The sequence below is a fragment of the Halalkalibacter oceani genome (assembly GCF_040544555.1).
Lineage (GTDB): Bacteria > Bacillota > Bacilli > Bacillales > Bacillaceae_D > Halalkalibacter > Halalkalibacter oceani.
In genome coordinates, this window is sequence record NZ_JBEPKD010000001.1 from 642660 (window position 1) to 668190 (window position 25531).

27 protein-coding genes and 1 riboswitch are annotated in these 25531 nt (G+C 48.5%); of the genes, 8 read left to right on the forward strand and 19 right to left on the reverse strand.

The features are described 5' to 3' along the window. Positions 1-20: 20 nt before the first annotated feature. The 7 genes from ABMB67_RS03220 to ABMB67_RS03250 all read right to left on the reverse strand — a co-directional run bounded on the left by ABMB67_RS03220 (position 21) and on the right by ABMB67_RS03250 (position 8567). Entirely contained in the window at positions 21-1130 is a 1110-nt protein-coding gene (locus ABMB67_RS03220; protein ID WP_354571083.1) for a PQQ-dependent sugar dehydrogenase, read from the reverse strand. 215 nt (positions 1131-1345) lie between these two features. Beyond that, positions 1346-2386, reverse strand: coding sequence for an ABC transporter substrate-binding protein (locus tag ABMB67_RS03225; protein WP_251222507.1), 1041 nt, complete (start codon positions 2384-2386; stop codon positions 1346-1348). Positions 2387-2407: 21 nt separating this feature from the next. Next, entirely contained in the window at positions 2408-3679 is a 1272-nt protein-coding gene (locus ABMB67_RS03230; RefSeq protein WP_354571084.1) for an acetylornithine deacetylase, read from the reverse strand. Positions 3680-3776: 97 nt separating this feature from the next. Beyond that, positions 3777-3882: riboswitch (TPP riboswitch) on the reverse strand. 79 nt (positions 3883-3961) lie between these two features. Next, positions 3962-5047 carry an FUSC family protein gene (locus tag ABMB67_RS03235; protein WP_354571085.1) on the reverse strand — a complete coding sequence of 362 codons (1086 nt, stop codon included), beginning with the start codon at positions 5045-5047 and terminating at the stop codon, positions 3962-3964. Positions 5048-5216: 169 nt separating this feature from the next. After that, positions 5217-6320 carry a mandelate racemase/muconate lactonizing enzyme family protein gene (locus ABMB67_RS03240; RefSeq protein ID WP_354571086.1) on the reverse strand — a complete coding sequence of 368 codons (1104 nt, stop codon included), beginning with the start codon at positions 6318-6320 and terminating at the stop codon, positions 5217-5219. A 293-nt stretch (positions 6321-6613) separates the two neighbouring features. Beyond that, positions 6614-7378, reverse strand: a complete 765-nt coding sequence (locus tag ABMB67_RS03245; protein ID WP_285890236.1) for an SDR family NAD(P)-dependent oxidoreductase — start codon at positions 7376-7378, stop codon at positions 6614-6616. A gap of 193 nt (positions 7379-7571) precedes the next feature. Beyond that, a complete protein-coding gene (locus ABMB67_RS03250) occupies positions 7572-8567 on the reverse strand; it encodes an LLM class flavin-dependent oxidoreductase (protein WP_354571087.1) in 996 nt (331 codons plus the stop codon). A 134-nt stretch (positions 8568-8701) separates the two neighbouring features. Here ABMB67_RS03250 and ABMB67_RS03255 point away from each other — a divergent pair, with 134 nt between their 5' ends. After that, on the forward strand, positions 8702-8842 hold the full coding sequence (locus tag ABMB67_RS03255; RefSeq protein ID WP_251222512.1) for a hypothetical protein: 141 nt from the start codon (positions 8702-8704) through the stop codon (positions 8840-8842). Between the two features lie 87 nt (positions 8843-8929). On the opposite strand, the gene ABMB67_RS03260 is transcribed toward ABMB67_RS03255, so the two are convergent. The 4 genes from ABMB67_RS03260 to ABMB67_RS03275 all read right to left on the reverse strand — a co-directional run bounded on the left by ABMB67_RS03260 (position 8930) and on the right by ABMB67_RS03275 (position 10650). Next, a complete protein-coding gene (locus ABMB67_RS03260; protein WP_354571088.1) occupies positions 8930-9133 on the reverse strand; it encodes a hypothetical protein in 204 nt (67 codons plus the stop codon). Between the two features lie 169 nt (positions 9134-9302). After that, positions 9303-9518 carry a hypothetical protein gene (locus tag ABMB67_RS03265; protein WP_354571089.1) on the reverse strand — a complete coding sequence of 72 codons (216 nt, stop codon included), beginning with the start codon at positions 9516-9518 and terminating at the stop codon, positions 9303-9305. After that, positions 9519-10079, reverse strand: a complete 561-nt coding sequence (ssuE, locus tag ABMB67_RS03270) for an NADPH-dependent FMN reductase (RefSeq protein WP_251222515.1) — start codon at positions 10077-10079, stop codon at positions 9519-9521. It lies immediately after the preceding gene. Between the two features lie 295 nt (positions 10080-10374). Beyond that, a complete protein-coding gene (locus ABMB67_RS03275) occupies positions 10375-10650 on the reverse strand; it encodes a DUF2325 domain-containing protein (RefSeq protein WP_354571090.1) in 276 nt (91 codons plus the stop codon). A 372-nt stretch (positions 10651-11022) separates the two neighbouring features. On the opposite strand from ABMB67_RS03275, the gene ABMB67_RS03280 reads away from it, so the two are divergent. The 6 genes from ABMB67_RS03280 (at position 11023) to ABMB67_RS03305 (ending at position 15835) form a co-directional block, all read left to right on the forward strand. Further along, complete coding sequence (locus ABMB67_RS03280; protein WP_251222517.1) at positions 11023-11190, forward strand: YezD family protein; 168 nt, start codon at positions 11023-11025, stop codon at positions 11188-11190. Between the two features lie 87 nt (positions 11191-11277). Next, positions 11278-11706: a hypothetical protein gene (locus ABMB67_RS03285; protein ID WP_390188841.1), complete on the forward strand. Its 429-nt coding sequence runs from the start codon at positions 11278-11280 to the stop codon at positions 11704-11706. An 8-nt stretch (positions 11707-11714) separates the two neighbouring features. Beyond that, positions 11715-12164 (forward strand): TOBE-like domain-containing protein, encoded by a 450-nt coding sequence (locus ABMB67_RS03290; RefSeq protein ID WP_354571091.1) that lies wholly within the window; start codon positions 11715-11717, stop codon positions 12162-12164. A 184-nt stretch (positions 12165-12348) separates the two neighbouring features. After that, entirely contained in the window at positions 12349-13878 is a 1530-nt protein-coding gene (locus tag ABMB67_RS03295; protein ID WP_251222519.1) for a flotillin family protein, read from the forward strand. Positions 13879-14095: 217 nt separating this feature from the next. Next, entirely contained in the window at positions 14096-14470 is a 375-nt protein-coding gene (locus ABMB67_RS03300; protein WP_354571092.1) for a hypothetical protein, read from the forward strand. A gap of 258 nt (positions 14471-14728) precedes the next feature. Continuing rightward, on the forward strand, positions 14729-15835 hold the full coding sequence (locus ABMB67_RS03305) for a metallophosphoesterase (RefSeq protein ID WP_354571093.1): 1107 nt from the start codon (positions 14729-14731) through the stop codon (positions 15833-15835). A 123-nt stretch (positions 15836-15958) separates the two neighbouring features. Here the strand turns inward: ABMB67_RS03305 and ABMB67_RS03310 are convergent, their stop codons facing one another. Continuing rightward, on the reverse strand, positions 15959-16900 hold the full coding sequence (locus tag ABMB67_RS03310; protein ID WP_251222522.1) for an acetamidase/formamidase family protein: 942 nt from the start codon (positions 16898-16900) through the stop codon (positions 15959-15961). A 230-nt stretch (positions 16901-17130) separates the two neighbouring features. On the opposite strand from ABMB67_RS03310, the gene ABMB67_RS03315 reads away from it, so the two are divergent. Further along, positions 17131-18219, forward strand: a complete 1089-nt coding sequence (locus ABMB67_RS03315) for an NAD(P)-dependent alcohol dehydrogenase (RefSeq protein WP_251222523.1) — start codon at positions 17131-17133, stop codon at positions 18217-18219. Positions 18220-18251: 32 nt separating this feature from the next. Here ABMB67_RS03315 and ABMB67_RS03320 read toward each other — a convergent pair whose 3' ends face one another. The 7 genes from ABMB67_RS03320 to ABMB67_RS03350 form a co-directional block, all read right to left on the reverse strand. Then, positions 18252-18662 carry a gamma-glutamylcyclotransferase family protein gene (locus tag ABMB67_RS03320; protein WP_354571094.1) on the reverse strand — a complete coding sequence of 137 codons (411 nt, stop codon included), beginning with the start codon at positions 18660-18662 and terminating at the stop codon, positions 18252-18254. Positions 18663-18759: 97 nt separating this feature from the next. After that, the gene (locus ABMB67_RS03325; RefSeq protein WP_354571095.1) at positions 18760-19632 is read right to left on the reverse strand and encodes an SMP-30/gluconolactonase/LRE family protein; all 873 of its coding nucleotides are present in this window, start codon (positions 19630-19632) and stop codon (positions 18760-18762) included. A 27-nt stretch (positions 19633-19659) separates the two neighbouring features. Continuing rightward, positions 19660-20709: a zinc-dependent alcohol dehydrogenase gene (locus ABMB67_RS03330; protein WP_354571096.1), complete on the reverse strand. Its 1050-nt coding sequence runs from the start codon at positions 20707-20709 to the stop codon at positions 19660-19662. Beyond that, positions 20706-21701 carry a Gfo/Idh/MocA family protein gene (locus ABMB67_RS03335; protein ID WP_354571097.1) on the reverse strand — a complete coding sequence of 332 codons (996 nt, stop codon included), beginning with the start codon at positions 21699-21701 and terminating at the stop codon, positions 20706-20708. Before ABMB67_RS03335 ends, ABMB67_RS03330 begins: the two co-directional genes overlap by 4 nt. A gap of 16 nt (positions 21702-21717) precedes the next feature. Then, on the reverse strand, positions 21718-22749 hold the full coding sequence (locus ABMB67_RS03340) for an ABC transporter permease (RefSeq protein WP_251222528.1): 1032 nt from the start codon (positions 22747-22749) through the stop codon (positions 21718-21720). A 5-nt stretch (positions 22750-22754) separates the two neighbouring features. Then, positions 22755-24284: a sugar ABC transporter ATP-binding protein gene (locus tag ABMB67_RS03345; protein ID WP_354571098.1), complete on the reverse strand. Its 1530-nt coding sequence runs from the start codon at positions 24282-24284 to the stop codon at positions 22755-22757. Between the two features lie 69 nt (positions 24285-24353). Next, entirely contained in the window at positions 24354-25358 is a 1005-nt protein-coding gene (locus ABMB67_RS03350; protein ID WP_354571099.1) for a substrate-binding domain-containing protein, read from the reverse strand. Between the last annotated feature and the right edge of the window lie 173 nt (positions 25359-25531).

Consider the following 25531-nt stretch of genomic DNA (forward strand, 5'->3'; position numbering starts at 1 on the left):
GATTTTTCTAACTATTGCATCTATCTTTCTTGCTGTTCAAGGTCAACTTTTATTACATAATCGTCAGAATCCTGCGAAACTCCTCTTCCATCACGATTATTCGTCATAAAATAGAGCGACTGCCCGTCAACAAAGAGATCACGAATTCTCCCATAGCCTTCAAGCCATGTCGTAAACTCGGCCGTCTCCAGGTTGAGGGCGTAAATTCCTTCCCCGCGGAGTCCGGCTACATACAGGACATCTCCGGCAATAGCCACTCCCGAAGGAGCCCATGTGTCTTCACCGGAATGAATTAGAGGAGCGCTCAAGCCTTCTTCCGTCTCATCACCTCTGACGATCGGCCAGCCGTAATTGGCGCCCGGTTCGATCAGGTTGATTTCATCATGCGCGTTTGAGCCGTGCTCGCTGCTGTAAAGCGTCCCGGCTCCATCCCAGGCCAGCCCTTGCGGATTGCGGTGACCATAGGAATAGACATAGGAATCTTCCCATGGATTGTCTTCCGGAACCGTTCCATCAAGCTCAAGCCTAAGAATCGTTCCCGCCATCGCCTCACGCTCCTGCGCCAGCTCCTCGATCCCGGCATCCCCTGTTGTCGCGTACAGCTTTTCATCCGGTCCAAGCGCCAGCCGACCGCCATTGTGAATGGTTCCGCCTGGAATCCCGGCAAGCAGCTCTTCTTCCTCTATCCACTGTCCATCCTCTGACTGGCTGATGACCGCAATTCGATTCAAGATTTCATTATCTTCCTCATACGTATGATAAACAAAAGCACGGCCATCCTCGGCATAATCCGGCGACAGCACAAAGCCAAGCAGACCACCTTCTCCTTCTGCCAGCACTTCATGCTCAAGCACGACATCCGCTCTTTCTTCTTGTCCCTCTTCAATCGTAACAATGCTTCCATTACGCTCGGTTACAAAGATCGTCTCTCCTGATTTTGCAATCGCCCACGGCACCTCCAGCTGCTCGGCGATCACTTCAACCGGCTCACCCTCTTCTGCCTGCTCAGTCTCCCCGCCATTTGCTTCAGCCGCGTCCTCTTGCATCGGTTCGCTGCCACTTTCCTCAGGTCCGGTGCTTGAACACGCCACGCTTACGGCAATCAGCACCATTATTAACAAATATTTCATCCAAAACACCTCCATTAACGCTTATTCACCGCCAACAGGCTTGTTAAACGTCTTTTACGGGTTTATCGCAACAAGGCACAGGACTGTTCCCTCTCCGTAAGCAACATCGGATTGCCCTCTTAGAAAAAAAAGCGCCCGAAAGGCTGTTCCCAAAAGGTTCATCTCCCTTTTGAAACTGCCCCGGCGCTTGTCCACGGTCCGTTAAACTCCCGGCATCACTCTTCTGCCAAATTTACATAGATATCAGCAAGCTCTGGAGCCTGTTCAATCAACTCATAATCGAGCATCCAGTCAATCGTTTCCTGCCATGCGGCTTCGTCCTGGCTGCCGAAGCCTGAGTCAGAGGCCATTTTCGGTAAAAGAATGTCGAGGCTTTCCTGCTCGACTTCCTCAATTAAAGGAAAATTCGCTTCATCCTGTTCTGCGAAGAGAATCGCTAACGCTTCCTCCGGCTGCTCGGTCATATATTGATACCCTTTTGTTGCGGCGCGCCAGAAAGCAGCAATATCCGCCTCACGCTCCTGCCAAGTCTGATCGTTCGTGACGACGACAAGCTCATAATAGCTTGGCACTCCGTAGTCGACCGGATTAAAATAGCGGGTTTCATAGCCATTATGCCGCAGCACCGGCACTTCATGATTGATGTACGCCCCCAGCACGGCATCCACCTGGCCGCTTACAATCGATGACCCTAATTCAAATCCGACATCAATCATTTGCACATCATCAGGATTTCCACCATCGTGCTGGACAATTGTTTTTAAAATCGACTCATTCAACGGAATGCCCGGATAGCCAACCTGCTTTCCTTCTAAATCCTTCGGTGATTGAATGCTGCTATCCTCCAAAAAGACAGCATGGTTAAGCGGCGAGCGGACAATCGCCGCCACAGCCTTGACCGGAACGTCCTGCGTTGCGCGGGCGACAACAACATCCGGCTGGTAGGTGATGCCAAGCGTCATTTGCCCGGCAGCAGCTAAATTGATCGGATCGGTCGGGTTCGTTGGAAAATGAATCTCCACATCAAGTCCTTCCTCCTCAAAGAATCCCTGATCCTGGGCGACATAGAGGAAGCTGTGCACCGCATTCGGGTACCAGTCAAGCATAATATCAATTTTGGCCAGCTCAGCTTCCTGCCCGGCTTCTGGACTTTGCCCTTCTGCCGCCTCTTCAGTTGGCGCCTGCTCCTCTCCTCCGCACGCTGCCAGCAACATCATACTTGCTGTCATCAAACTCGCTATGATCCATTTTTTCATCGTTTTCTCTCCACTCCTTGTCTACTTCTTCTCGTGCGTCCATTGATAGATAAATTGCAATAAAACCTTCGTGTAGTCGACGAGCTGCTCCACCGCGACGCTTTCGTTAACAGCGTGCGCATTCATCAAATCTCCCGGCCCATAAATAACAGTCGGAATTCCCGCCTCACCAAGCCAGCCGCCATCGGTCACTGTCGGGCTGACATCGATTTCCGCTTCACGGCCAATAACCGTTTGATGCGACGCCGCGAGCAACCGGACGCCCGGGTCAGCCGGATCAATTTCAAGCGAAGGGAAAATTTCGCCACGATCTTCAATCATTGAGCTGCCGCCCCACGAAAAAGTCGGCGGATTGTCGCGCAGCCAGACATCGCCGCTTGCGACCTTTACCAGATGCTCTTCAATCTCACGCGCCACCTCTTCATGCGTTTCATCTGGATAGAAATGCACCGTAATCCAGAGCCGGCATTCATCGGCAATAAAAGCGGCATGCCGGCCCCCTTCAATCACAGCCGGATTAATCGTATTTGCGCCTGGCGCGAAGCCGGGATAGCTTTTCGTAATCGCCCAATGGCGCTCCAGCTCCTGTAAACCGCTAATGAGCTTCATCATCTTTTCAATTGCACTCGCGGCAACAACCTGGCCGCCGGCATGAATCATTTGCCGTCGTGTCGCATCATGGTAGGTCTTTTCACTTTTCACCGTAATCCATCCGGTAATTACGCCGCCCTGCCCTTGAATATGGAGGTCGCTCGTGTCGACAACAACCGCAAAATCCGCCGTGCTGCCTCGCTTACAGCATTCCAGTGTCCCGGCCTCGCCAACCTCTTCACCGATCACCGACTGAAAAATCAAGTCGCCCGGCAAGGCGATTCCAGCTTGATCAAGCAACGAGACCGCGAATAACGCCCCGGCCAGACCGCCCTTCATATCCGCCGCACCCCGGCCATATAACCGTCCGTTGCGTACAAACGGCGTGAACGGATCAAGCTCCCATTTTTCATCCGGGCTGATTTCGGCGACATCAATATGACCGTTCACAATTAAGCTCTTATGCGCCTCCGCTTCTGTTCCTTTTCGAATGCCGATGACATTTGGATCGCCTGGATAGACGTCCCACATCTCAATCGAAAAGCCGTGTTCTTCCAAAAAACGAGCAACAAAAGCCTGCGCCTCTTTCGTATTCCGCGCCGGTGGTGCAGGCGTTTCAAAGGAAATGAGCGTTTTGGCCAGCTCAATCAGTTCCTCCCGCCGCTCCTCTACTTTCGAAAGCAATTCAGCGATCGTCGTCACATCATTCCCTCCTCTCTTATTTAGACAAAACAAAAAACCACCCCTGACAAGAGAAGTGGTTCACGTCTATCACAAACAGATCAATTCTGTCCAAAGAACTCGTTCCACACTTCTTCCCTCCGCTAGTACGAACTAGATCAGGTTATAAGGGTTAAGACAGCCGTCTCTCTCAGCTTTTAACAAAAGCACCCCTAGTAGTGATGATCAATATAATTATTTTGTCTACAAGTAGTTGTACCACACCGCAATAAAAAAGGCAATCAGAAAATTCCAACAGCTCGGCTAGCTGTCCTCAGCTGAAAACGCCTGTAGCTCTTCTCTGTTTCGTTTCTCTGCTTTGCGCGCCATCCGCTCCAGCTCTTCCAAGACATCATGAATCGAGAGAATCACATACAGCAAAATCGTCTCCGCAGAAAAATGATGATGAAAAGCCTTTGCCAAAGGGACGGCCGCTTCATGTTTTGAATACCAAAAATGCTGATCAAGCTGCTCGATCAGCTCATAATGCTCTGCAGGAATATAGTGATCCTTCGTCCGCAAAATAGCGGCGGTTGAGTCGATTGTCTGCAGCAAAAGCTGCTTTTTTTCCGGCGAAAAAGCCAGATTGCCAAGCGGAAGGGAGAGGACATTTGCCAGATGAAACTGAATTTGCTGGAGATGTTCCAGCTTGCGATATTCATGAAAAAAAATTCGCAGCTCCCCTGTTTTATAACGATGAAATTTCCATTCTTCGCGTTGATACTGGCATAGCTGAAATGATTTGCCCAATTGACTTGTTAGCTGACGGTGCATCTTCTGACTGTCTTTTGATGAACTTCGCTGCTTGTCAATCACTTCTTTACAGCGCAGCTCGAAAAGCTTAGCTGTTTCATCAAACAGTTTGTCATTGCGTACTTTAATTTCTGTAATATAATTCGCCGGCAGAATGAGAAAATTAACGAGCGTCGACACCGTCAACCCAATCGTCGTCGTCCCCGCCCGCTCAAAAAAGGCAAGCAAGTAATGATCCTGAGTAATCGGAATCATTGCGATCGCTGTTACAGTCGCAATCAACGTACCGGCCTGCAGCCTTAATTTATGGCAAACAAAAATCGTGCTGACCGTTGCCAACGTATAGGTAACCGGGCTATAGCCGAAAAAATAGACAAAGGTCATCGCCAGGCTCGCCCCGATCAGAGCTGCCGGAAGCCGAACGATTCCTTTTTTTATCGAAGCCGACACCGTCGGCTCAATGGTGACAATCGCAATGATGACGGCAAAAACAGCCGACAGTCCGAAAAGCTGGCACAGGCTCGCGGCGGCAAACACCGCGATTCCGGTTTTGATCAACCTTCCACCAATAAACTTAAATCGTCTTAGTTGCTTCATAACTGATCACTGTCTTTCTTGATGACATCACAATTGAGTCAGTCAGAGACTCCGTTTCTATTGTAAATCAATTCAAACTATTTGCAAGCAGGCTCTTGCTTCAAACTAGCCCAAATTGAAGCTGAATCTTCCAAGCTGTGAAAGCAAGCCGACCGTTTCAACGATGCAATTAAAAAGTCCGGCGGTAATCCTTTAAAAGCTCCCAGTTAAATTCCACCCCTGTTCCAGCGATGTCAGGTGCAACGGCCCGCCCGTCCTTCATCACGAGTGGCCTTGTTGTATACTGGTCAATCGGGAAGCTGTGGACCTCCATATAGGAAGCGTGCGGAATCGCTGCCATTAAGCTGACATGCAGCTCCTGCATCCCATGGGTACAGACGGGCAAATTATGAGCATAGGCGAGATTGGCCACTTTCAACCAGCCTGTAATTCCGCCAATATTCGACGCATCCGGCTGCGGAAAATCAATCTTCCCTCTCGCGATCATATTCTGAAACTCATAAACGGTATGAAGATTTTCACCGGCGGCGATGGCGAGCTCTCCTTCGCGGGAAATTCGTTTATAGCCTTCATAATCATCCGGAATCGTTGGTTCTTCCAGCCAGAGCAGGTTATACTTAGCAAGCTCTTTTGTCGCTTTTATCGCTTTCTCAACGGACCATTTCATATTCGCATCAACCATAAAATCAATGTCCGGTCCGATTAATTCCCGGACAGCCGCCACCCTGTCGATGTCCTCGGCCAATGTCGGTTGCCCCAATTTTATTTTCACCGCCGTAAAGCCCTGGCTTAAGTAGCTTTTTATATTTTCTAACAGCCGCTCCTTTGTGAAATTCAGGTCGATCGCCCCGGCGTAGCAATTGGTGCTGTCGGAGTGTCCCCCCAACAGCTTATAGAGCGGCATGCCTGCCCACTTTGCCCGGATGTCCCACAGCGCGATATCAACTGCGGAAATCGCGAATGAGGCAATTCCGCCCCGGCCAACGTAATGAATATGCCAGTTCATTTCTTCCCATATTTTCTCGACACAGCTTGCGTCCCGACCGATAAGAAATGGACGTAAATCATGCTCAATCATCGCGCAGATCGCCCGTCCGCCAACGCCACCTGTATATGTATAACCGACACCTTCGTATCCGTCCTCAAGCTTAATTTTGACGACCGGAAGCTCGAAATGAGTATGAATTCCGTGCGTCGCATCGCCAAGCGGCTCTGCTAATGGCACTTGATAATATTCTGTGATCACATCGACAATTTTCGTGAAGTATGTCACCGCTATCCCCTCGATTCTTTTCTTTCATTGTATATGGACGGTTTTCCAGCGTCAATTTCATTTTGATTACGCTTTCATAAATCACCCTTCTGTTTCTTGCATCTTTTTGTCGAGTGCCCGTTACTATGATGCTATGGAGAAAGCGTCCCCTCCGGAACCGGATGCCGCGGTCATTTTTATTAATAAGACGAACGAGATTCCACACTTAATTGGCAGTTTAAAAGTGTAAAAAGCCTGTGACAAAAAGGTTGATTTCCCCCTTTTATCACAGGCTTGAACGAAAAGCATTTGATTTAATCCATTAATTGTCCGCCGTTCACTTCAACCATCTCTCCCAGCACATAAGAGCTTAATGGTGACACAAGATAAAGCGCGGCATCGGCGACCTCCAACGGGTCTCCTTCTCTGCCAAGCGGGATCACTTTTCTGAAATTCTCACGCGCTTCGGCACTTGTAAAGCGGTCATGGAATGGTGTTGTAATGACACCAGGCGCGATGCCGTTTACTAAAATGCCATCATCGCACAGCTCCTTCGCCAGCCCTTTTGTAAATGTACTGACAGCGCCCTTCGCCGTCGCATACATTACAGCACCGCCTCCACCGCCATTGCGAGCGGCAACGGAAGATACATTGACAATACGCCCGTACTGTTTCTCTTTCATTAGCGGAATCACGTATTTTGTGACAAGGAAAACGCTCTTCACATTAACATTGATGATCCGCTCCCACAGCTCCGTTGACATCTCGGCTACCGGACAGCGTTCAATCAGCGACCCGGCATTATTGATCAAAATATCAATCCCGCCACATTCAGCGCCAATCTTTGCAATCATCTCCTTTACCTGTGCTTCATCCGTTACATCGCATTGATAGGCGGTCGCCGTGCCTCCTTTTCCGTTGATGTCAGCGACAACCGCCTCCGCCGCTTCCTTACTGCTGTTATAGTTGACGATAACCTTTGCTCCCGCTTCCGCTAAACGCAGGGCAATCGCTTTGCCAATTCCCGTCCCTGCTCCCGTAACAAGCGCAACCTGATTTTCAAGATTAATTGTGATCATTTTCTTCAGCTCCTTTTATGTATGAACCTCCCTCACTCCCAACCTAAGAAAGCGCTATCATTTTTGCGAAAAATAGATTGGAAATGATTCCTAATTATAAATTCATCCTCGTCGTTCGTCAATGAAGATGTGGCAATTTTCGCATTTCTTCAGACGTGCCAAAAGGTCCCGCTTCCTTTTGGCACGTCACCCACTATATTTTTAACGCTTCGGCAATTAGCTGATAGGACTTCAGCCGATCCTCGAGCCTGTAAGTAATCGTATTGATCATCACTTCCTCAGTTTCGTAAAGCTCCGTCAGTCCATACAGCCTGTCTCTTACCTCAAGTGGATTGCCAATAATCATTTTTTCTTTCATCTGCGCTATTCTTGCCCTGTCCTCTGCAGAATAGGGGTAGCAGCTGACCTGTGAAGGCGAGGGAATGGCTTCACTCCTGCCTTTTTCCTGCAAAAGGCGCCACAACAGCTGGCTTTCGGCCATCTCCTCTGCCGCGGCGGTCGTTTCGGCACAGACAACAGCGACCGCCACCAGCGTATGTGCTTCCGCCCGCTGATTGATTCGGTTTTGCTCCTTGCGGTACGTTGCCAGCAAGGCCCTGCCGTCCTTCTCACTCATGAAATGGCCAAACGCATAGCTCATCCCCATTTCTGCCGCGAGACGGGCGCTTTTTTCACTCGTTCCAAGCAGCCAAAGCTGGGGCGGAACCGCCGGGACAGGGGCAGCGTCGAGATTTCTGTAAAGATGATCGTCCGGGAATGTGTTCCGCAAAAAATGAAGCAGCTCTTCCAGCTTATCCGGCAGCTTGCGCACCTGCTCTAAATAATTTCCGGACAAAGCAATAGCGGCCTCCGCTGCCCCTCCTGGCGCTCTTCCAATGCCGAGATCAATCCGATCAGGGTATAAGGTCGCAAGCAAATGAAATGTTTCAGCCACTTTATATGGTCGGTAATGCGGCAGCAGAATCGCGCCGGCGCCAAGACGAATGCGGCGTGTATGGGCGCCGATCGCGCTCAACATGATTTCGGGCGCGGGACACGCTAGCCCAGGAAAATCATGGTGTTCGGCGATCCAATAGCGCGTATAGCCAAGCGCTTCACCATGCTGCGCTAATCTAATCGCATCGTCTAACGCTTCCTTCGCCGTTTCCCCCGCCCTCATTGGTGCTTGATCAAGAATACTGACTTTCACGTTCGTCCACTCCTTTTCAAGAACAGCATACCACTCGCCTGCCCGTAATGCTACTGACTGCGTCTGTTATGACCATATGTAAGCGGATATTCTCTGCTCTTCCTGCCATACTAGTGAAAAAAGGAGGGTATACAATGGAAAAGCGCAGAAAAACAACGATAGCCGGTACAGACATCGAGGAAGTGAAACGCCTCAATGCCCGTTCCGGCTTGACCTACAATGAAGCCAAACTAGTACTGGCCCAGTCTTATCGCGAAAAGACGAGAACGAAATAACGGCAAAAGCCTTTTATGGACAAGCCAGACTTTAGGTTTGTGGGCAACGTCCTTTTTTCCTTTGCGCACAAACCTTTTTACTTGCGACTAATCCTTTGAAAAGCTATTTGCATCGATCGGTAAATACGTTGAAAAGCGCTTATCAAGTCCTGGATGATCGAGCTCCTTTTTGACCAGATAAAGCCCTTCATACACATGCTTTACATTGAGAGAATAAAATAACGGCCTTAGACTGTGCTCGATCACAATGAACTGGGCAAGGCTTCCGCCGATGACAAGCGGGATAACCACCTTTCCTTCCAATGAAAAGGAAAGAACTAGTTAACATGGAGTAGCAATGGCTACACTCGCCACAAGCCCGTTGAACCCACTCACAACGGGCTTTAAAAGATCGTGGCGGTTCCGCTCATTGCTTAGGGGCTGGGAAAAAGTGAAAAAACAACCTTTTGCCCCAGCCCCTTCACCTCCGATACGTCTCTTCCGGCTCTGAAATCATGACAACCATAATCGAAGCTTCTTTTAAAGCGCTGCTTTTCTCTTCCTCGACAAAAGCCGTCTTCATGACTAATTCGTCGATTTTGAGCGCTGATTTAAAAGCTTCTTTCATAATCGTCTGTAGTCGGTCAAGATGCTTCCCTTCCAACCTCCTCCCGGCAACGACCGCTTTTTTTTTCATTTATCCCTCCAGTGCTTTTCCGCCAGCCAGCCGCAGTTGAATCTCGTGTTTGAGACGGTCAAGTGCCCGGACAAGACGATCTTCCGTCGCCTGATCAAACTCCACTTTACCGGCTTGCCCCCAGCTGATCCCACTGTCAACAAGATAGGCCCCAGAAAGAACCACATCAGCGCCAAGCACGGTTAAAACCGGCTTAAAGCTGTATTCGATTGTCAGCAAATGGGCGACTGATCCACCGAGCACAAGCGGGAAAACAATTTTGTTTTCGAAAGCTTTTTGCGGCAGCAAATCGAGATAGGTTTTCAGTACACCTGTAAAGGACGCCTTATAAACCTGACTGGAAACAATAATGACGTCTGCTTCCTCTACCTTTTTATTTGCTGCTAAAATCGCCTCGCTTTGGAACTTGGCAAAAATTAAGTCCTCCGGCGGCAAATCAATAACAGACAGTACCTCTACCTCGAAATCCTCCGACTGCAAATAGTCGCCGGCATATTGAAGTACCCCGTTTAATCTTGATTGACTCGTCGGGCTTCCTGAAATCAACAGAACCTTTGTCATGATGTAACACTCCTTTACTTCGAATGAATAAGCTGAATCGATTGCCTCTTCAGTCGGACAATCTTTTATCTTCGTCTGTGATCTTACCAATAAAAGCAGGAACCAGTCCAGCGATCCTTCCTGAACGACTAATCGGTATTCCTGACTAAAGTTTACCCGTTCCGGTCAAAATCCTTTCTTCCCTTTCTCAAACTAAAATTAGTTGTTTAATCGTAATTATAACTTCATGTTACAGAAATGCTGCCACTCATGCCAAATATCTTCGCATGTGCCGTTTTGACGTTTGCCAACCGTTTCACGCTTTTAATGACTGTTCACTATAAGCCCAGGAACGTTTTGCAAAATAAACAGGAATCTTTTGATTTGCGGCCTGCTTCTTTATTGAATACAGCATATTGTGATTTACATAATCGGTTAGAATCAAGATGGAGTTTGTCTCATATGGAATTTGCTTTTTGACCATTTTCGTTTTCCTGCCGGAAATATGATTGACCTTTGTATATCCGAACGCCCTTAGTTTTTCTGGAATCACCCCTAAACGGTCTCCGCCGACGATAAGGATAGAAGACATATCAATTCCCCCCTCCTTCAAATTTTCATGATGGCCATAAAGTAAAGAAAGGCCCTCACCTTCCTTTTCAGAAGATAAGAGCCTCTAGAGGTCTAGTCGGACTACATGTTTTCAATTGCTTATTCATATTTTACCATCATAAATATAAGTTTTCAAGTGTGTTTAATTGGTTTTTTACAAAAACTAAGTTGACATATAAATCTTATCGTCATACTATACTATTAATCTAAAAAGTAACATGATCTCGTTGATCGGTCGACCGAAAACAAGATCAAGGAAAAGGAGGAGATCGTCAAACAGACTGGTATTGCGTCTTTCCAATAGGAAAGTTAAACGTCCACCCATTCCATTCCAATAAGGGAGGTATTCGGCATGAGCTATCTTGAAGCTGAAAAGTTGGAAAAAATCAAAAATGCCCTGGAAAGAATTAAATTTGGTTCCGTTCTGCTTACGATCCACGATGGTCAATTAACGCAAATTGATGCTACCGAAAAAGTCCGCTTCCCGCAAAAGAAAAGCAGTCAACCAAAGAAATATTGAAGTCTATCGGACAACCGAAGACTTCTCATTCACCACGTAAGGTGAGATGGGAAGTTTTTTTTATTGCCAATAGAAGGAGTGAGAAGAATGACGAAAAAAAGAACAGCCGTCAAGCACATCACAGCGGCGGCGGTCGTCCTGTTTGTATTAAGCGCCTCCGGTGGAAACACATCTACTACTGATCAGGCAGAGGAGCCTTCCGAACGCGGCGGCCCGATTGAATTGCTGAATATTTCCTATGACCCGACGCGTGAACTGTATCAGGATTTCAACAAAGAATTTTCCTCTTTTTGGGAAGAAGAGACCGGAGAAACCGTCACCTTCCAGCAATCTCACGGAGGCTCCGGCAGTCAGGCCAGGTCGATTGTTGACGGGCTTGAAGCCGATGTTGCCACGCTGGCGCTCGCCTATGACATCGACATGCTTCATGAAACACGGCAGCTGATTCCGGCAGATTGGCAGCAACGCTTACCGGATAACTCGACCCCTTATACGTCGCCTTGGACGCCAAAGTAAGAAAGGATTTGCGCCGATGGCTGCGAAACCTTCAGCAAGTCGGTACGCCGGAGGAAGTTTATGAGCAGCCGAGAAGTCCTTTCGTTTATGATTTTTTAGGAAATGTCAATGTATTTAAAGGACGGCTCCAGCAAGGGGTCATTCATCTCGACAAGCATCAAATTGCCGCCCCGGCATACTCCGGCAGCGATGACACAGAAGCCGTTGCTTACGCCCGCCCGCATCATATGGACATTACGCGCGAAAAAAGCGGGCACGCGATTCCTGCCACCGTCCATCATATTCATGCCGTCGGACCGCTCGTATTCATCGAATTAAAATGGAAAAACAATACGGAGCTGCTGCAAATTGAATTATCGAAAGAGCGGTTTGAAGAGCTTCTTCTGACGTTAAACGAACAGGTTTATGTCTCCCCCAACCATGTCACGGTTTTCCTCCCTGAGGAATTTTCAATTTGATCCCCACTCCATGAGACTGGGTAAAAGGTAAAAAAACAACCTTTGATCCCGGTCCCTTTTTTCTCCACTTTTAGACGAAATCCTCTAAAAATATCTATATTTTGAAACATTCTTCCCTTTCGCCCGTATAAATAGGTGAGCAAGAAAATAATCTTGCTACACCACTACATAGGAGCGTGAAAAGATGACATCGATTATTTGGTTTATCGTACTTGGGGTTTTATTTTTCTTACTATTAATTGGCAGCGCGATCGGCTTCTTTATTTTTAAAAGAAGATACCGGACGGCAAGCTCGAATGAAGCCTTAATTATTACCGGTCCTAATTTAGGAAATCCCGAAGACGATCAGCGGATTTTCAATGATGAAAACGGAAGAAGCTTAAAAATTATTCGCGGGGGCGGCGTTCGCCTCAAGTTCTTTCAAACATGCACTCCCGTCGATCTTAATTCCTTTCAAATTAAATTGACAACGCCTAAAGTGTACACAGTTCAGGGGGTTCCGGTAATCGCTGACGCCGTCACCTCAGTCAAAATTTCCGATTCCTTAATTGGAATTGCCAACTATGCCGAACAATTTCTTGGTAAAAAGCAGTCAGAGATTGAAGAAGAAGTATCCAAAGTACTCGGCACCAACTTGCGGGCGATTTTATCAAAGCTGACCGTCGAGGAAATCAATAATGACCGCGAATCCTTCAATCACCAGGTCCAAGATATCGCTCAAAAAGAATTGGATAATATGGGCTTCAAAATTACGTCATTCGGTTTGGATGATTTACGGGATGCCGACGAGGAAAATGGCTATTTAGATAATCTCGGGCGTCCACGTATCGCCGAAATTCGCAAAAAAGCGGAAATGGCAGAATCCGACGCTGAGAAGGAAACGAGAATGTATCGTGCGCGAAATGATCAGGAAGCGCAGGATGAAGAAAATATCCGCTTAAGTGCAATTGCCGAATCGCGCAAGGAAAAAGATATTAAAGAAGCGCAGATCAAAGAAGAAACGGAACGGGCCCGCGCCAAATCAGAACAGGCCTACGAGCTCGAGAAAGCACGTCTCGCCCAACAGGTGAAGGAAGAAGAAATGAAAATCCAATATATTGAGCGCCAACGCCAGGTTGAGCTTGAACTGGAGGAGCAAAAGCGCCGAAAAGCCCAGGCTGACGCCGATGCTTATGATATTAAAGCTCGCTCAGAAGCAGAGGCAGAGAAATACCGGATTGACGGGGAAGCAAAAGCAGCCGTTGAACGCGAAAAAGGACTTGCCGAAGCTTCCGTCATCCGCGAACGGGGAACGGCTGAGGCAGAAGCGAAACGGCAAATGGCTGAGGCGATGGAGAAATACGGAGAAGCCGCTGTTCTTGAAATGTTTATCAATATGCTTCCGAAATACGCCCACGAAATTGCCCAGCCGCTTTCCAAAATCGAGCAAATGAAAGTGATTGATATGGGAGGCGCCGATTCTGCGGGCGGAGCTTCGAAAATTACAAACAATGTCACGAGAACGATGCTCGGCCTCCAGGAAAGCCTGAAGGAAAGCACCGGTATGGATTTAAAAGCGATGCTGGAAAGCTATGTTTCACGAGGCAAAGCCAATCACTTTGGCCAAATGCAGGAAACCGCTTCAACAGCAGAACAGGCGGAGCCTGAACAAAATCCGGAACCATCTCCTCTCCAGGAAACAAGTGAAGAGGACGAACAGCAAGAGGAGAAGTAAGCCGCCTGAAAAAAGCGGAGTCTAGTCTGCCCATCATAGCAAACGTGAGCAGGGAAGCGGTTTCCCTGCTCACTTAGTGCTGCCCGGAAGCGTCTCTTCACTTATGAACCTTTCATCGCTTCCTGAAGCAACCCGTTTTTTCACTACATACCCCCGTATTAACACCCTCCCCCTCACATGCTATAATAGAACAAAAAGAATAGAGAGGAGCACTACTATGGAAAGCATGGAGTTAATTTTAAAAGAACTACAAACCTTAAACGAGCGGGTGCAAAAGCTAGAACAAAATATGGCTACCAAGGATGATATTGCCAATATGGCTACCAAAGACGATATTGCCAATATGGCCACCAAAGACGATATTGCCAATATGGCCACCAAAGACGATATTGCCAATATGGCCACCAAAGACGATATTGCCAATATGGCTACCAAAGACGATATTCATCAATTAAATAATAAGCTCGATGCCATTACGACCCAAGTTACCCTTCATCTTAACCAAGATAGAACCTTGAACGATCTTTCCCAAAAAGTAAATGACCATGAAATGGATATCCGCTTACTGAAACGAATGATAGCAACGAATTAATTTTTTTCAAAGTAACATGCCCGACTCTCAAAGCCTCTTCGTTTTTTTTCTTCTGCCATACGTTTCTTCAACCGAATTCACCCGACGCTGCTTCTTCAATTTCATCTTCATAAAACGTCCTTTCGATTTTCTTATTTAATTCAGTCCTGTCTAGCTATCTGGCAAAACATTGTTCAGGTGATAGAAATAGAATTTCACTATTATTCATGATACGATGTCGAATAGAAAGATAAAGACAGGAATGGAGACGGAGATTGAATGAAACGAAGGGTGCTTGTATCGCTATTATTGTTTTTACTTGTCTATAGTGGCTTAGTCATTTATATCGGCTGGAACGGCTGGATTTGGCTGCAATCCGTTTTTCAGCTTGAAAACGGTCTCGTTTACACAGCGGCCGTCACCCTCGCCGCATACTCTTATTTTATTAGCCGGATAAGCTCGCTTTCTCTTTTTAGAATCATCGGCGCGTACTGGCTTGGTATTTTTCAATATGCGCTTTTGCTCATCCCTCTGGCCAATCTCGCTTATGCGATTCTTTCCTTGTTTCCGGTTGATCAACAGATGCTGCTCTTTTGGATTGGGTTGATTGTCATTATAGCCGTGGCCACGATTATCGCCTATGGCTCCTCTCAGGCATACAGCCCTGTGATCCGCCCCTATCAGCTACACATCGCCAAAAAAGCGGACAATCACAAAAACCTTCGGATCGCGGTCGCTTCTGATATGCATTTTGGAACATTATCAGGAAAAGCTCACGCCCGGCGGCTCGCCGCTTTCATTAATAAGATCAAACCAGACCTTATTTTATTACCGGGCGACATCGTTGATGACGATCCCGATGTTTTCAAAAAGAAAAAAATGGGCGAGGAAATGAGCCGGCTCAAAGCCCCTCTCGGCGTTTATGCCGTATTAGGCAATCATGAATACTACGGTAAAAAAATCCCGGAGTTTATCGAAGAAATGGCAGAAAGCGGCGTAACCGTCCTGCTCGATGAAACAGTGGAGGTTGACGGCAGCTTTTACCTGATAGGCCGCAAAGATCGAACCGATTACACGCGGGCTTCTGTAGCGGAGCTGGCCCAATCACTCGACAAGGCAAAGCCTGTGCTAATGCTCGACCATCAGCCATATGAATTGGAAAAAGCCGAAAAAGCAGGTGTCGACCTACTGCTTTCCGGTCATACCCATCGTGGTCAGCTTGCCCCTAACCACCTGTTCACAAAAAGGCTCTTTGAGATTGATTGGGGATACCACCGGAGAAATACCCTCCAGACGATTGTCTCATCCGGCTTCGGCTTTTGGGGGCCGCCCCTTCGAATCGGCAGCCGTTCGGAAATCGTGCAAATTGATTTGACGTTTGAGTAATCACAAAAAAAGTCGATGGAATGAAGCAGTACTCAAGAAAATGAAGTAGCCGCGCTATTTGTTAAAACGTCCTCCTTCACCACCAAAAAAGCCGCCTCCACGCTGAGGCAGCTTTTTTTTATCTCAAGAAGGTTCGGTAAAAATGGCTAATGGTAATAGTGCACTGACGACATATTGACCTGCATCGACAATTTCTGAGATTTTCAGGTCGACGCAAAGGCTTGATAAAAGGTAGGCGTCCACTTTCGGAAGCTTGTACGTTTCTGCCAGATAATCGACCATTGAACGAATCGCGTCCTGAGCGGCTGTCATTAGATCAGGGCCGACACCTGTTGTGCCATAAAAGCCTTTGTCATTCACTTTAGGGGTGAGCGGGCCGTTCGTCTGAAATTGCGGGGAAGGAATCGACTTCCCTTTTAGCACGGTGAATTTCAGGCTTGAATACATCGGGCATTCCAGCGCCGATACACAAACCTCCCCATCCCCCTGCGCCGCATGCCCGTCTCCGCAGCTGAACAGCGCGCCTTTTTCCTGAATCGGCAAATACAACGTGGTCCCGATCGTCAGCTGTCTTGTATCCATATTGCCGCCAAACGTTCCGGGCGGCATAACCGGACTTCCGTCTGCGTCTTTCGGACAGACACCCATCGTCCCGAGAAACGGTTCAATCGGCACTTTAATATCTTCTCTGAAATGAATGTACGCGCCATCCGCTAAATCAAATGTGCGTAAATAAGCATCGGGAAAATCGTCCGGTAGAAGTCCAAGTCCCGGTAAAACAGCTGTCCAGCCCCAGCCCTTCGGCTTTAAATCAAGAATCTCAATCGCCAGCGTATCACCAGGCTCTGCTTCATTGATGTAGACAGGGCCGGCAAGCGGGTATACACGATTCCAGTCAAGACTGGCAATCGCCTCAGTCGTCGATTCAAGCGAAAATTGATTATCGGTTACTTCCCGTGTTTCAAATATGACCGTGTCCCCGCTGTCAATCGTTAAAACAGGCTGATGCTGCTTGTCCCAAGTAAAATGAACAACATCGTTTGGAAAGAAGTGCGTTTTAGCCATATGAAACCTCCTTTGCTTGATTACATTCACTATAGCAAATTGAGCGAATATTTCAAAGAAAAACCACTCTTTCCTTTCTGCGTATGCGCCCCTCCTTCCCACGCATACTACTGCTAAGGAGCCAAGCAATTTTCTAGTCAATGCAAACAAAATTTGCTATATTTTGTGATGAGACTAGGCCAAAAACACTGGCTATTTTTGCTCAATTTCAACTTAGGGAGTGCGAAAAAATGAAAATCAAAGCTGCTGTAACTCATGAGCAAGGACAGGATTTTAAAATTGAAGAGGTGGAGCTGCACGAACCTCGCCTTGATGAAGTACTAATTAAAATTGTGGCCTCTGGCGTTTGCCACACTGATGCGGTCGCTCGCGATATAGGGCTTTCACCGTTTCCAGCCGTGTTCGGGCACGAAGGAGCCGGGATCGTCGAGAAGGTCGGTGAAGGCGTCCAGAATATAGCACCAGGGGATCATGTTGTTCTTTCCTATGCGTATTGCGGAAGCTGTGAAAACTGCTTGAGCGGTCATTCCTCCACATGTGAGAATTTTAACGATTTGAATTTTGGCGGTGAAATGAGTGACGGTACTCACCGTCTTCATCAGCATGACCAGCCTGTGTCGACTTTCTTCGGACAATCTTCCTTCGGTACTTACGCCGTGGCGAACCAGCGGAATGTCGTTAAGGTTGACAAAGACGTTGATCTTGCTCTGCTTGGACCATTAGGATGCGGGATTCAAACGGGTAGCGGAACGGTCCTGAATAAGCTTAAGCCCGCTTTTGGTTCTTCCATCGCCATTTATGGGGCTGGAGCGGTCGGCTTAAGTGCTGTAATGGCCGCTAAAATCGCCGGCTGCAAGCACATCATTGCCGTCGATATTCACGATAACCGGCTTGAGCTGGCTAAGGAACTCGGTGCCACCCATGTCTTAAATGGCCAAAAAAGCGATGTCGTAAAAGAAATTAAAGCCATTACCGGAAGTGGAACTCACTACGCGATCGAGACGACGGGTGTTCCTCCTGTGGTGAAACAATCTGTTCACGCGCTTCGTCCGCTAGGAGCGGTGGCGATTGTCGGCGTGACGCCAGCGATCGAATTTGACGTTCACAACGATATTATGGCGGAAGGAAAAACGATTATGGGCGTCATCGAAGGAGACGCGGTGCCACAATTGTTTATCCCTGAATTGGTTGAGTATTATAAAAAAGGATTATTTCCTTTCGACAAGCTCGTCCAGTTTTATGAATTTGATCAAATTAACCAGGCATTTGAGGATTCAAAAACAGGAAAAACAATCAAGCCGATTTTAAAAATCAGCTAATCGATGCGGGGCATCAAGGCGGAACGACCTCCTTATGCCCCCTCTTCCTTACCGCTATCCTGCCCGGAAAAAGTGAACCAATCGCCACTGCTTATTTCAGCATCGAGATTCTGTAATGGTTTTCCCGCTATATAGACGTAGGCCTGATGCTGGCGTTTACCAAATACCGTTTGGCGAATCCGCTCGTATAAATTATTGTCGCCATTTACGACATAATCCTCAAGCTCGTCAATTTTTGCTAATATCTCCGCATCCACGACATACAGCTCACCGACTACGCGTTTCTTCGGATGCCGCTTCAGTGCTGGGTAGCCATCGCCCGTATCATGGAGCTCACCGGCTGTCCAGCAGCTCCGCTCGACACAGACGGCCCGCTCCAAATAATGATCATTTTCCCCTCCAGAGCGTAATGTTCCATAAACAAAAAGTAAATCAGTTACCATTGTTCTGTTCCCACCTCATTCGTTTCTGCTGTGAGGAAAATAGTAAAATGGACAAAAGGACAGACAGCTCGCAAACTGCCTCTCCTCTTTATTCGTCCTATCCTTTAAATGAATAAGACGGCGTTCCTTTCACTCCCGGTTTAATGTGGAAGACCCCACCTGAATGCGGGTAGCGCTGTAATTCTTCTTCACTAAGCCCTCTTCTCGCCGTCGTAATAAACAATTCGTCAAGCTGTTCACCGCCAAAGCAGCAGGATGTCACTTGCTTCGCCGGGACAGCAACTTCACCAATTCTCTCCCCTGTTCGCGGGTTCCAGCGTGACACCTTATAGCCGCCCCATTGCGCCACCCAAAGCATGTCATCCTGGTCGATTGTCATCCCGTCCGGAATCCCCTCACCTTCCGGAATGGTGACAACAACGCGCTTGTTCGTGATTTCTCCTGTTGCCAGCTCGTAATCAAAAGCGTTGACCTGCTTCGTCGGAGAATCAATATAATACATCGTTTTACGATCGCTTGACCAGGCCAGCCCGTTTGAAATCGTAATATCGCTCAGCTTTTGCTCGACTGTCCGGTCCGGATGAAGAACATAGAGAGAGCCGCTCGGCTTCTGCTCATCAATGTCCATCGTCCCCGCCCAAAAACGGCCCGCCGGATCACATTTTCCATCATTGAAGCGGTTGTCAGCCAATTCAGGTTCCGGATTGCTGATCAGCTCAGCTTCACCGGTCGCTTCATCAAGCGTATAAAAGCCGGTTTGAGTGGCGACGAGCAGGCCACCCTGTTCCCTGACAACAACCGCTCCGACAAGATCCCCAACCTCAGTCACTTCAGTTGTCTCCGTCTCCGGCTGAAAGCAATGAACAGTTTTCCCCAGTATATCGACCCAGTAAAAACGCTGAGATTTGCCGTCCCAGCATGGGCCCTCTCCAAGCAGTGATTTGGCATCAATTCGTAGCGTCGCCTTCATTTTTTTCTTCCTCCTTTAGTTCTTTTTTCAGCAAACGTGGATGACAATTTTAATAATCTCCGGATCCTTGCGCTCCATTAAGGAAAAAGCCTGTTCTAATTCATGAAGCGAAAAGCGGTGCGTCACGAGACTCGCTGTGTCCAGCTTCTTCGTTTCAAGTAATTCGACGACACTCTGCCAAACTCCTGGGCTTCCTAAGGAACCGCAAATGTCGAGATCACTTGTGACAATCGTATCGAGATCAATCTTCGCCCGTTTCCCTCCGCATAAGCCGAGCAGGACGATGCGGCCACCGGCCGCGGCGATTTGCGTTATGCTTTCGACTGCTGCCGGACTCCCGCTCGCTTCGATAATCCGACTGAACATTTCACCATTGGTAAGGGCGGCTGCCCGTTCAATGAGATCATCGCGGGAGAGATCAATGATTTCATCAGAACCAAGCTCAAGCCCTTGTCGGAGTCGCGTCTCTCTCATATCAATCAGGACGACCTGTTTCGCACCATAGGCTTTTGCTGCTTGAACAGCCAACAGTCCGACCGGTCCTGCTCCGATGATCGCTACGCTGTCCTCAGGCGTAACCTCCAGTCGTTTGATACCGCGCAAGGAAACCGCCGCCGGTTCAAGCAGGCAGGCTTGCTCATAGGAAATTGACGGATCGAACACGTGGAGCGCATGTGCCGGGTAAACCATATATTCTGCGCAGGCACCATCTTTTCCGAGCACCCCATTCTCGACCCGGTTCGGACAGAGATTATAGCTGCCAGCAAGGCATGTGCGGCACGTTCCGCAGGAAATCGTCGTTTCCCCAACGACGCGGTCGCCAATCTTGACCCGTGTAACGTCGCGGCCGATGTCAACCACTTCACCCGACCACTCATGACCTGGAATAATCGGGTATGTCGCCTGGCCGTTAAGAAAATAGATCATTTCTCCCTGGTAAATCTCTAAATCCGTCGCACAAACGCCGACACAATGTACTTTGACGATGACGTCATTCTCTTTGCAGACCGGCCGCTCAACTTCCTGATAGCGTAGTGATCGCGCCCCGGTCAGCTGCATTGCCTTCATCGTTTTCATCTGCTGCCGTCACGCTCCTTTTGAGTAACCTGATAAGAAACAAATGACGTTCCTTGATGCTGCTCGGCAAGCTCAACCAGCTCCTGCACCGCTTTCGCATCCGCCAACGTAGAAAGCGGCGGCTTTCCGGCAGCAATACATTCCTCTATAACATACTTCGCCTCAAAATAGAATAAATCCTCGTAGCGCGGGTAAGCTTTACTCAAAGTTCCGAGAGACCGCTCATAGACGACATCCTGCCAATTATGAACCGCTCCGCCGTTGGAGCCGAGAATTTTCACCATATACGTCCATGGATTCGTCGTTTTGTCATCGCAGGCAAAGCTGGAAAAGAGCACAACCTGCGCCCCGTTTTCCATTCCAAGAATGATAATCGACTGATCCTCCTGATCCAGCTCGTCATAATGCAATTTCGTCGTATGACAGCCAATCGTTTTCGGCAGACCGAGAAGATAGAGCGTCGTATAAAGATGATGGGTCATGATCTGGCGGTTGACCCCTGGATAATGGGACGCCAGCTCCTCGCTGTGAAAGAGATTAAACGTCATCCAGACGCTGCAAATTTGGCCGAACACTCCTTCTTCAATATGTCGGCGGAAACGAATGATTTCCGGATAATAAATATAATTATGAGCGGGAAAGCACACCTTGCCGGCTTTCTTTGCCGCTTGCTCCAATTTTTCGATCTCGGCAACATTCATCGCAACTGGCTTTTCGACAAGAACATGCTTTCCGGACTCAAGCGCCCTTGTCGCATGTTCGACATGGAGCTCGACCGGCGAAAGCACATAAATCAGCTCGATCTCCTTTTGCGCCAGCAATTCAGTCAAAGTTGGATAAGAGACCGCTCCCCATTCCTGCGCGCGCTTTACCGCCAATTGCCCGTTCGGTTCGTAAAATCCGACTACCTCAGCTGCTTCAATTTGCTGCAACGCCTGGTAATGCACTTCAGAGATCGCTCCTGCTCCGATAAAACCAATTTTCATTGTCATCCAAGCCTCCATTTTTTTAACGTTTGATCGAACTCATCACATTCGCCGCAACGGCGATGAGCAGCACGAGTCCGATCGCCAGATTTTGTCCGTCCGAGCCGATTCCAAGCAAATTCAGCCCATTGACGAGTACACCCATCAGAAACACGCCGACCAATGTCCGCCACATACTGCCGGACCCGCCAAACAGCGCGGTGCCCCCAAGAATGACAGCGGCAATCGGCGGCAGCATCAGTCCAACACCTGCGGTGACTTGCGCGCTGCCGACACGGCCGAGCATCATGATCCCGGCGAGAGCCGCGCAGCCGCCGCTGATCATCAGCACAATGATCTTATGCTTCGCCACATGAATGCCGGACATTTTCGCCGCTTCCTTATTGCCGCCAATCGCGTATAAATTTCGCCCAAATACGGTTTTGCTTAAAATGATGTGGCTAATCATAAAGACGAACGCGAAGACGAGGATGATCACCGGAATGCCGAACAACGTGCCTGAGCCGAACCATTGCAGGCTGTCGGGAATGCCGTATAACGGCTGTGCCCCCGATAAGAATAAATAAGCCCCTTCGGCGATATACATCATCGCCAATGTCGCCATAAAAGACGGAACCATCAGCTTCGCGTTGAAAAAACCGGCAATCGCGCCAATCCCCGCGCCGGCGAGAATCGTCACGATAAAGGCGAGCCAGACCGGAAGCTGAAAGCCGATGTCATACCCTCCCGTTGCCAGCGCCCCGGCCAACAGGCCACATAACGTCATAATGTGGGCAATACTTAAATCGATCTCGGCCGAAATAATAACGAAGGTGACGCCCACCGCCATGACACCGATGATTGAAACCTGACGCAATATATTAATGATGTTGCCGTACGTTAAAAAGTGAGGCGATAAAATCGAAAAGACGATAATCGCCAAAATCAAGCCGACGATCGGCCCGACGACGGCGTAATTGACATTCCTCAGCTTAGCTTTCCATTGGGCTTTTCCACTTTCTTCATCGAGCACAGACCCTGTTTGCGGCTCGAGCGGACTGTTTTGTTGCGTCATCGGAATCACTCCTCTTGATTTTCAAAAATACTGCTCATAATTTTCTCTTTCGTTACCTCGCCTTCCCTAAGCTCCTTGACAATTCGTCCTTCGTGCATCACAAGACAGCGATTGGACAGACCGATCAACTCCGGAAATTCTGAAGAAATAAACAAAATCGCCGCTCCTTGGTCGGCCATCGCCTTCATGATCCGGTAAATTTCCGACTTGGCATTGACGTCTACGCCCCTCGTCGGCTCATCAAAGATCAGCACGCGTCCCTTTGCCGCTAGCCACTTTGCCAGCACGACCTTTTGCTGATTGCCACCGCTCAAATGAAGAATGAGCGCATCCTCAGACGGGGTTTTCACATTGAGCATCTCAATATATGTCCGCGCCTTTAGACGCTCAAGCTTGTCACTGATCAGCCCTCTTCTGACCGTATCCTTCACCGTCGTCAGGTTAATGTTTTCCTTGACGCCGAGCGTGCCAACAAAGCCTTCCTTTTTGCGATCCTCTGTGATCAGTCCGATGCCGTGCTTGATCGCCTGGGCCGGACTTTTAACTTCAATTTCCTTCCCGCCGAGCAGCAGCCGGCCGCCATCCTTTGGGTCGGCGCCAAAAATCGCCCGTGCCAGCTCCGTCCTGCCTGCGCCCTTCAACCCGGCCAGGCCGACAATTTCACCACTTCTAATTTGCAAAGAAATATTCGCGAAGCGACCGGCCGAGCTGAAATGTTCGACCTCAAGCAGCACCTCGCCAAACGAGTCCGCCTTTGGCGGATAAAGCTCGGTCAGCTCATCCTGATTCGTCCCCGTCATCAAGGAAATGAAAACCTTTTCCAATTCGTCCTTCTTTCCATTTACGCTCATCGTGTCAATCAGCTCACCGTCACGCAACACAGTCAGCCGGTCAGAAATCGCAAAGATCTCTTCAAATTTATGTGTGATAAAAATGATCGCCTTCTCCTGCTGTTTCAGCTTGCGAATCGTCGCAAACAGCCGCTGAACCTCACTTTCACTGAGCGCCGAGGTCGGCTCATCAAGTAAAATCATCTCAGCATTCTGGCTCAGCACTTTCGCAATTTCAATCATTTGCTGGTCGGCAATACTCAACTGACCAACAAGCTGGTGCGGAGACACCGTCATTTCAAGCTCCGCTAAAATCTGTCTGCTGTCACGAATCAGCTTCTTTCGATTAACGAAGCCCGCTTTATTACGCGGCAGACGTCCGAGATAAATATTTTCCGCCACACTCAGCTCCGGAACGAGGCTCAGCTCCTGATGAACCATACCGATTCCAAGCTTTCTCGCCTCTTCGGTATTACCCGGCTTCACCAGCTCGCCATGAAGATAAAGCTCTCCATCATAATCGGTATGAATGCCGTCGATAATTTTGATTAAGGTGCTTTTCCCGGCTCCGTTCGCCCCGAGCAGCGTATGGACTTCGCCTTTGCGGAATGTGATCGAAATATCGCGCAAAACCGGAATGCCGCCGAACTGCTTGCCTATGTTTTTCGCAGTCAAAATCGGGATTTCAGCGGAAGTCATCATCATCCTTCCCTCCTTGCGTTTCTATCTTTTGAAAAAGCGGCGAGCGACATTTGCTTCACTCGCCGCTATCCGTTACCACGCTTTCGTTTCAAGCATTTCTTCCGCATTTTCTTGATAAATAAGCTCTGTCGGCACCCACACATTCTCCTCGACTTCTTCCCCGTTTAAATGAGCAAGCGCCGCCTTCATTCCGTCACCAAGCATGCTCGGCAGCTGCAGCGACGTTCCGTAAATTTCGCCCGTGATAATCTTTTCCACCGTCGAAACCTGACCATCCATCCCGAACAGAACAAGGTCTTCCGCCCGACCGGCCGCATTTGCCGCCTGGAGTGCGCCTTCGATCATCATGTCGTTATGAGAAATGAAGCCATGGAGCTCGGAATTCGCCGTTAAAATATCCTCCGCGACCCCGAGTGCCACCGTTGAGGAAAATTCGCCGGTGAGGCTTGTGACGATTTCAACCCGTTCATCCGCTTCCAGCACATTGTGAATCCCTCTTCCCCGTTCGATTGCCGCTGATGAGCCCGGCGTTCCTTCCAGCTCAGCAACCTTCCACGTTTCGGCGTCCGGATGCTTTTCTTCGAGCCCTTCAAGAAACTTCTTCGCCGCACTTTCCCCCATTTCAACATGGTTCGTGCCGATATGGGCGACAATATCGACGCTGTCTCCCTCAACCGAGCGGTCGACTGTAAAAACAGGAATGCCCTGCTCATTTGCATGGCGGATCGCCGGAATCACGCCTTCTGTCGTGATCGGAATAATAACGAGCGCATCGACTCCTCTGGTCACCATGTCTTCAATATCCTGATTTTGTTTCGATTGATTATCCTCAGCGTTGAAAAATAACGCTTCTACTCCTAACTCTTCAGCTGTCGTTTCCCATGACTTTTGCGCAGCAACAAAAAAGGTAAATTCTAATGAAGGAACAGATGTACCAATGACAATGTTATCGCTTTCATTATTAGCCTCGCCATTATCCGTGCCGCCTACTGCCTCTGAGCCTGTATCCTGTGAGCACGCCGCCAGTACACAGCAAAAAATGATCATCATTCCAAGACATAATTGCCATTTTCTCATTTTTCTTCCTCCTTTTGTCTCTCGTACTCTCTTTGACCCCTTGTCAATCTGACTCTTCTTGCTTTGTCTCTTTCTTCCATTTGAAGAAAGTTATTGTATTATATACGGGCAATCGCTTGGATAGTCGTACAATATCATGCACATATTGGTCATCTTCTCAGCTTTCTTACTAA

Excerpts from the sequence above, each read along its gene's own strand:
- ABMB67_RS03220 (WP_354571083.1), bottom strand. The coding sequence starts at position 1,130 with ATGAAATATTTGTTAATAATGGTGCTGATTGCCGTAAGCGTGGCGTGT.
- ABMB67_RS03225 (WP_251222507.1), bottom strand. The coding sequence starts at position 2,386 with ATGAAAAAATGGATCATAGCGAGTTTGATGACAGCAAGTATGATGTTG.
- ABMB67_RS03235 (WP_354571085.1), bottom strand. The coding sequence starts at position 5,047 with ATGAAGCAACTAAGACGATTTAAGTTTATTGGTGGAAGGTTGATCAAA.
- ABMB67_RS03245 (WP_285890236.1), bottom strand. The coding sequence starts at position 7,378 with ATGATCACAATTAATCTTGAAAATCAGGTTGCGCTTGTTACGGGAGCA.
- ABMB67_RS03255 (WP_251222512.1), top strand. The coding sequence starts at position 8,702 with ATGGAAAAGCGCAGAAAAACAACGATAGCCGGTACAGACATCGAGGAA.
- ABMB67_RS03265 (WP_354571089.1), bottom strand. The coding sequence starts at position 9,518 with ATGAAAAAAAAAGCGGTCGTTGCCGGGAGGAGGTTGGAAGGGAAGCAT.
- ssuE (WP_251222515.1), bottom strand. The coding sequence starts at position 10,079 with ATGACAAAGGTTCTGTTGATTTCAGGAAGCCCGACGAGTCAATCAAGA.
- ABMB67_RS03275 (WP_354571090.1), bottom strand. The coding sequence starts at position 10,650 with ATGTCTTCTATCCTTATCGTCGGCGGAGACCGTTTAGGGGTGATTCCA.
- ABMB67_RS03280 (WP_251222517.1), top strand. The coding sequence starts at position 11,023 with ATGAGCTATCTTGAAGCTGAAAAGTTGGAAAAAATCAAAAATGCCCTG.
- ABMB67_RS03285 (WP_390188841.1), top strand. The coding sequence starts at position 11,278 with ATGACGAAAAAAAGAACAGCCGTCAAGCACATCACAGCGGCGGCGGTC.
- ABMB67_RS03295 (WP_251222519.1), top strand. The coding sequence starts at position 12,349 with ATGACATCGATTATTTGGTTTATCGTACTTGGGGTTTTATTTTTCTTA.
- ABMB67_RS03300 (WP_354571092.1), top strand. The coding sequence starts at position 14,096 with ATGGAAAGCATGGAGTTAATTTTAAAAGAACTACAAACCTTAAACGAG.
- ABMB67_RS03305 (WP_354571093.1), top strand. The coding sequence starts at position 14,729 with ATGAAACGAAGGGTGCTTGTATCGCTATTATTGTTTTTACTTGTCTAT.
- ABMB67_RS03310 (WP_251222522.1), bottom strand. The coding sequence starts at position 16,900 with ATGGCTAAAACGCACTTCTTTCCAAACGATGTTGTTCATTTTACTTGG.
- ABMB67_RS03315 (WP_251222523.1), top strand. The coding sequence starts at position 17,131 with ATGAAAATCAAAGCTGCTGTAACTCATGAGCAAGGACAGGATTTTAAA.
- ABMB67_RS03320 (WP_354571094.1), bottom strand. The coding sequence starts at position 18,662 with ATGGTAACTGATTTACTTTTTGTTTATGGAACATTACGCTCTGGAGGG.
- ABMB67_RS03325 (WP_354571095.1), bottom strand. The coding sequence starts at position 19,632 with ATGAAGGCGACGCTACGAATTGATGCCAAATCACTGCTTGGAGAGGGC.
- ABMB67_RS03330 (WP_354571096.1), bottom strand. The coding sequence starts at position 20,709 with ATGAAAACGATGAAGGCAATGCAGCTGACCGGGGCGCGATCACTACGC.
- ABMB67_RS03335 (WP_354571097.1), bottom strand. The coding sequence starts at position 21,701 with ATGACAATGAAAATTGGTTTTATCGGAGCAGGAGCGATCTCTGAAGTG.
- ABMB67_RS03340 (WP_251222528.1), bottom strand. The coding sequence starts at position 22,749 with ATGACGCAACAAAACAGTCCGCTCGAGCCGCAAACAGGGTCTGTGCTC.
- ABMB67_RS03345 (WP_354571098.1), bottom strand. The coding sequence starts at position 24,284 with ATGATGATGACTTCCGCTGAAATCCCGATTTTGACTGCGAAAAACATA.
- ABMB67_RS03350 (WP_354571099.1), bottom strand. The coding sequence starts at position 25,358 with ATGAGAAAATGGCAATTATGTCTTGGAATGATGATCATTTTTTGCTGT.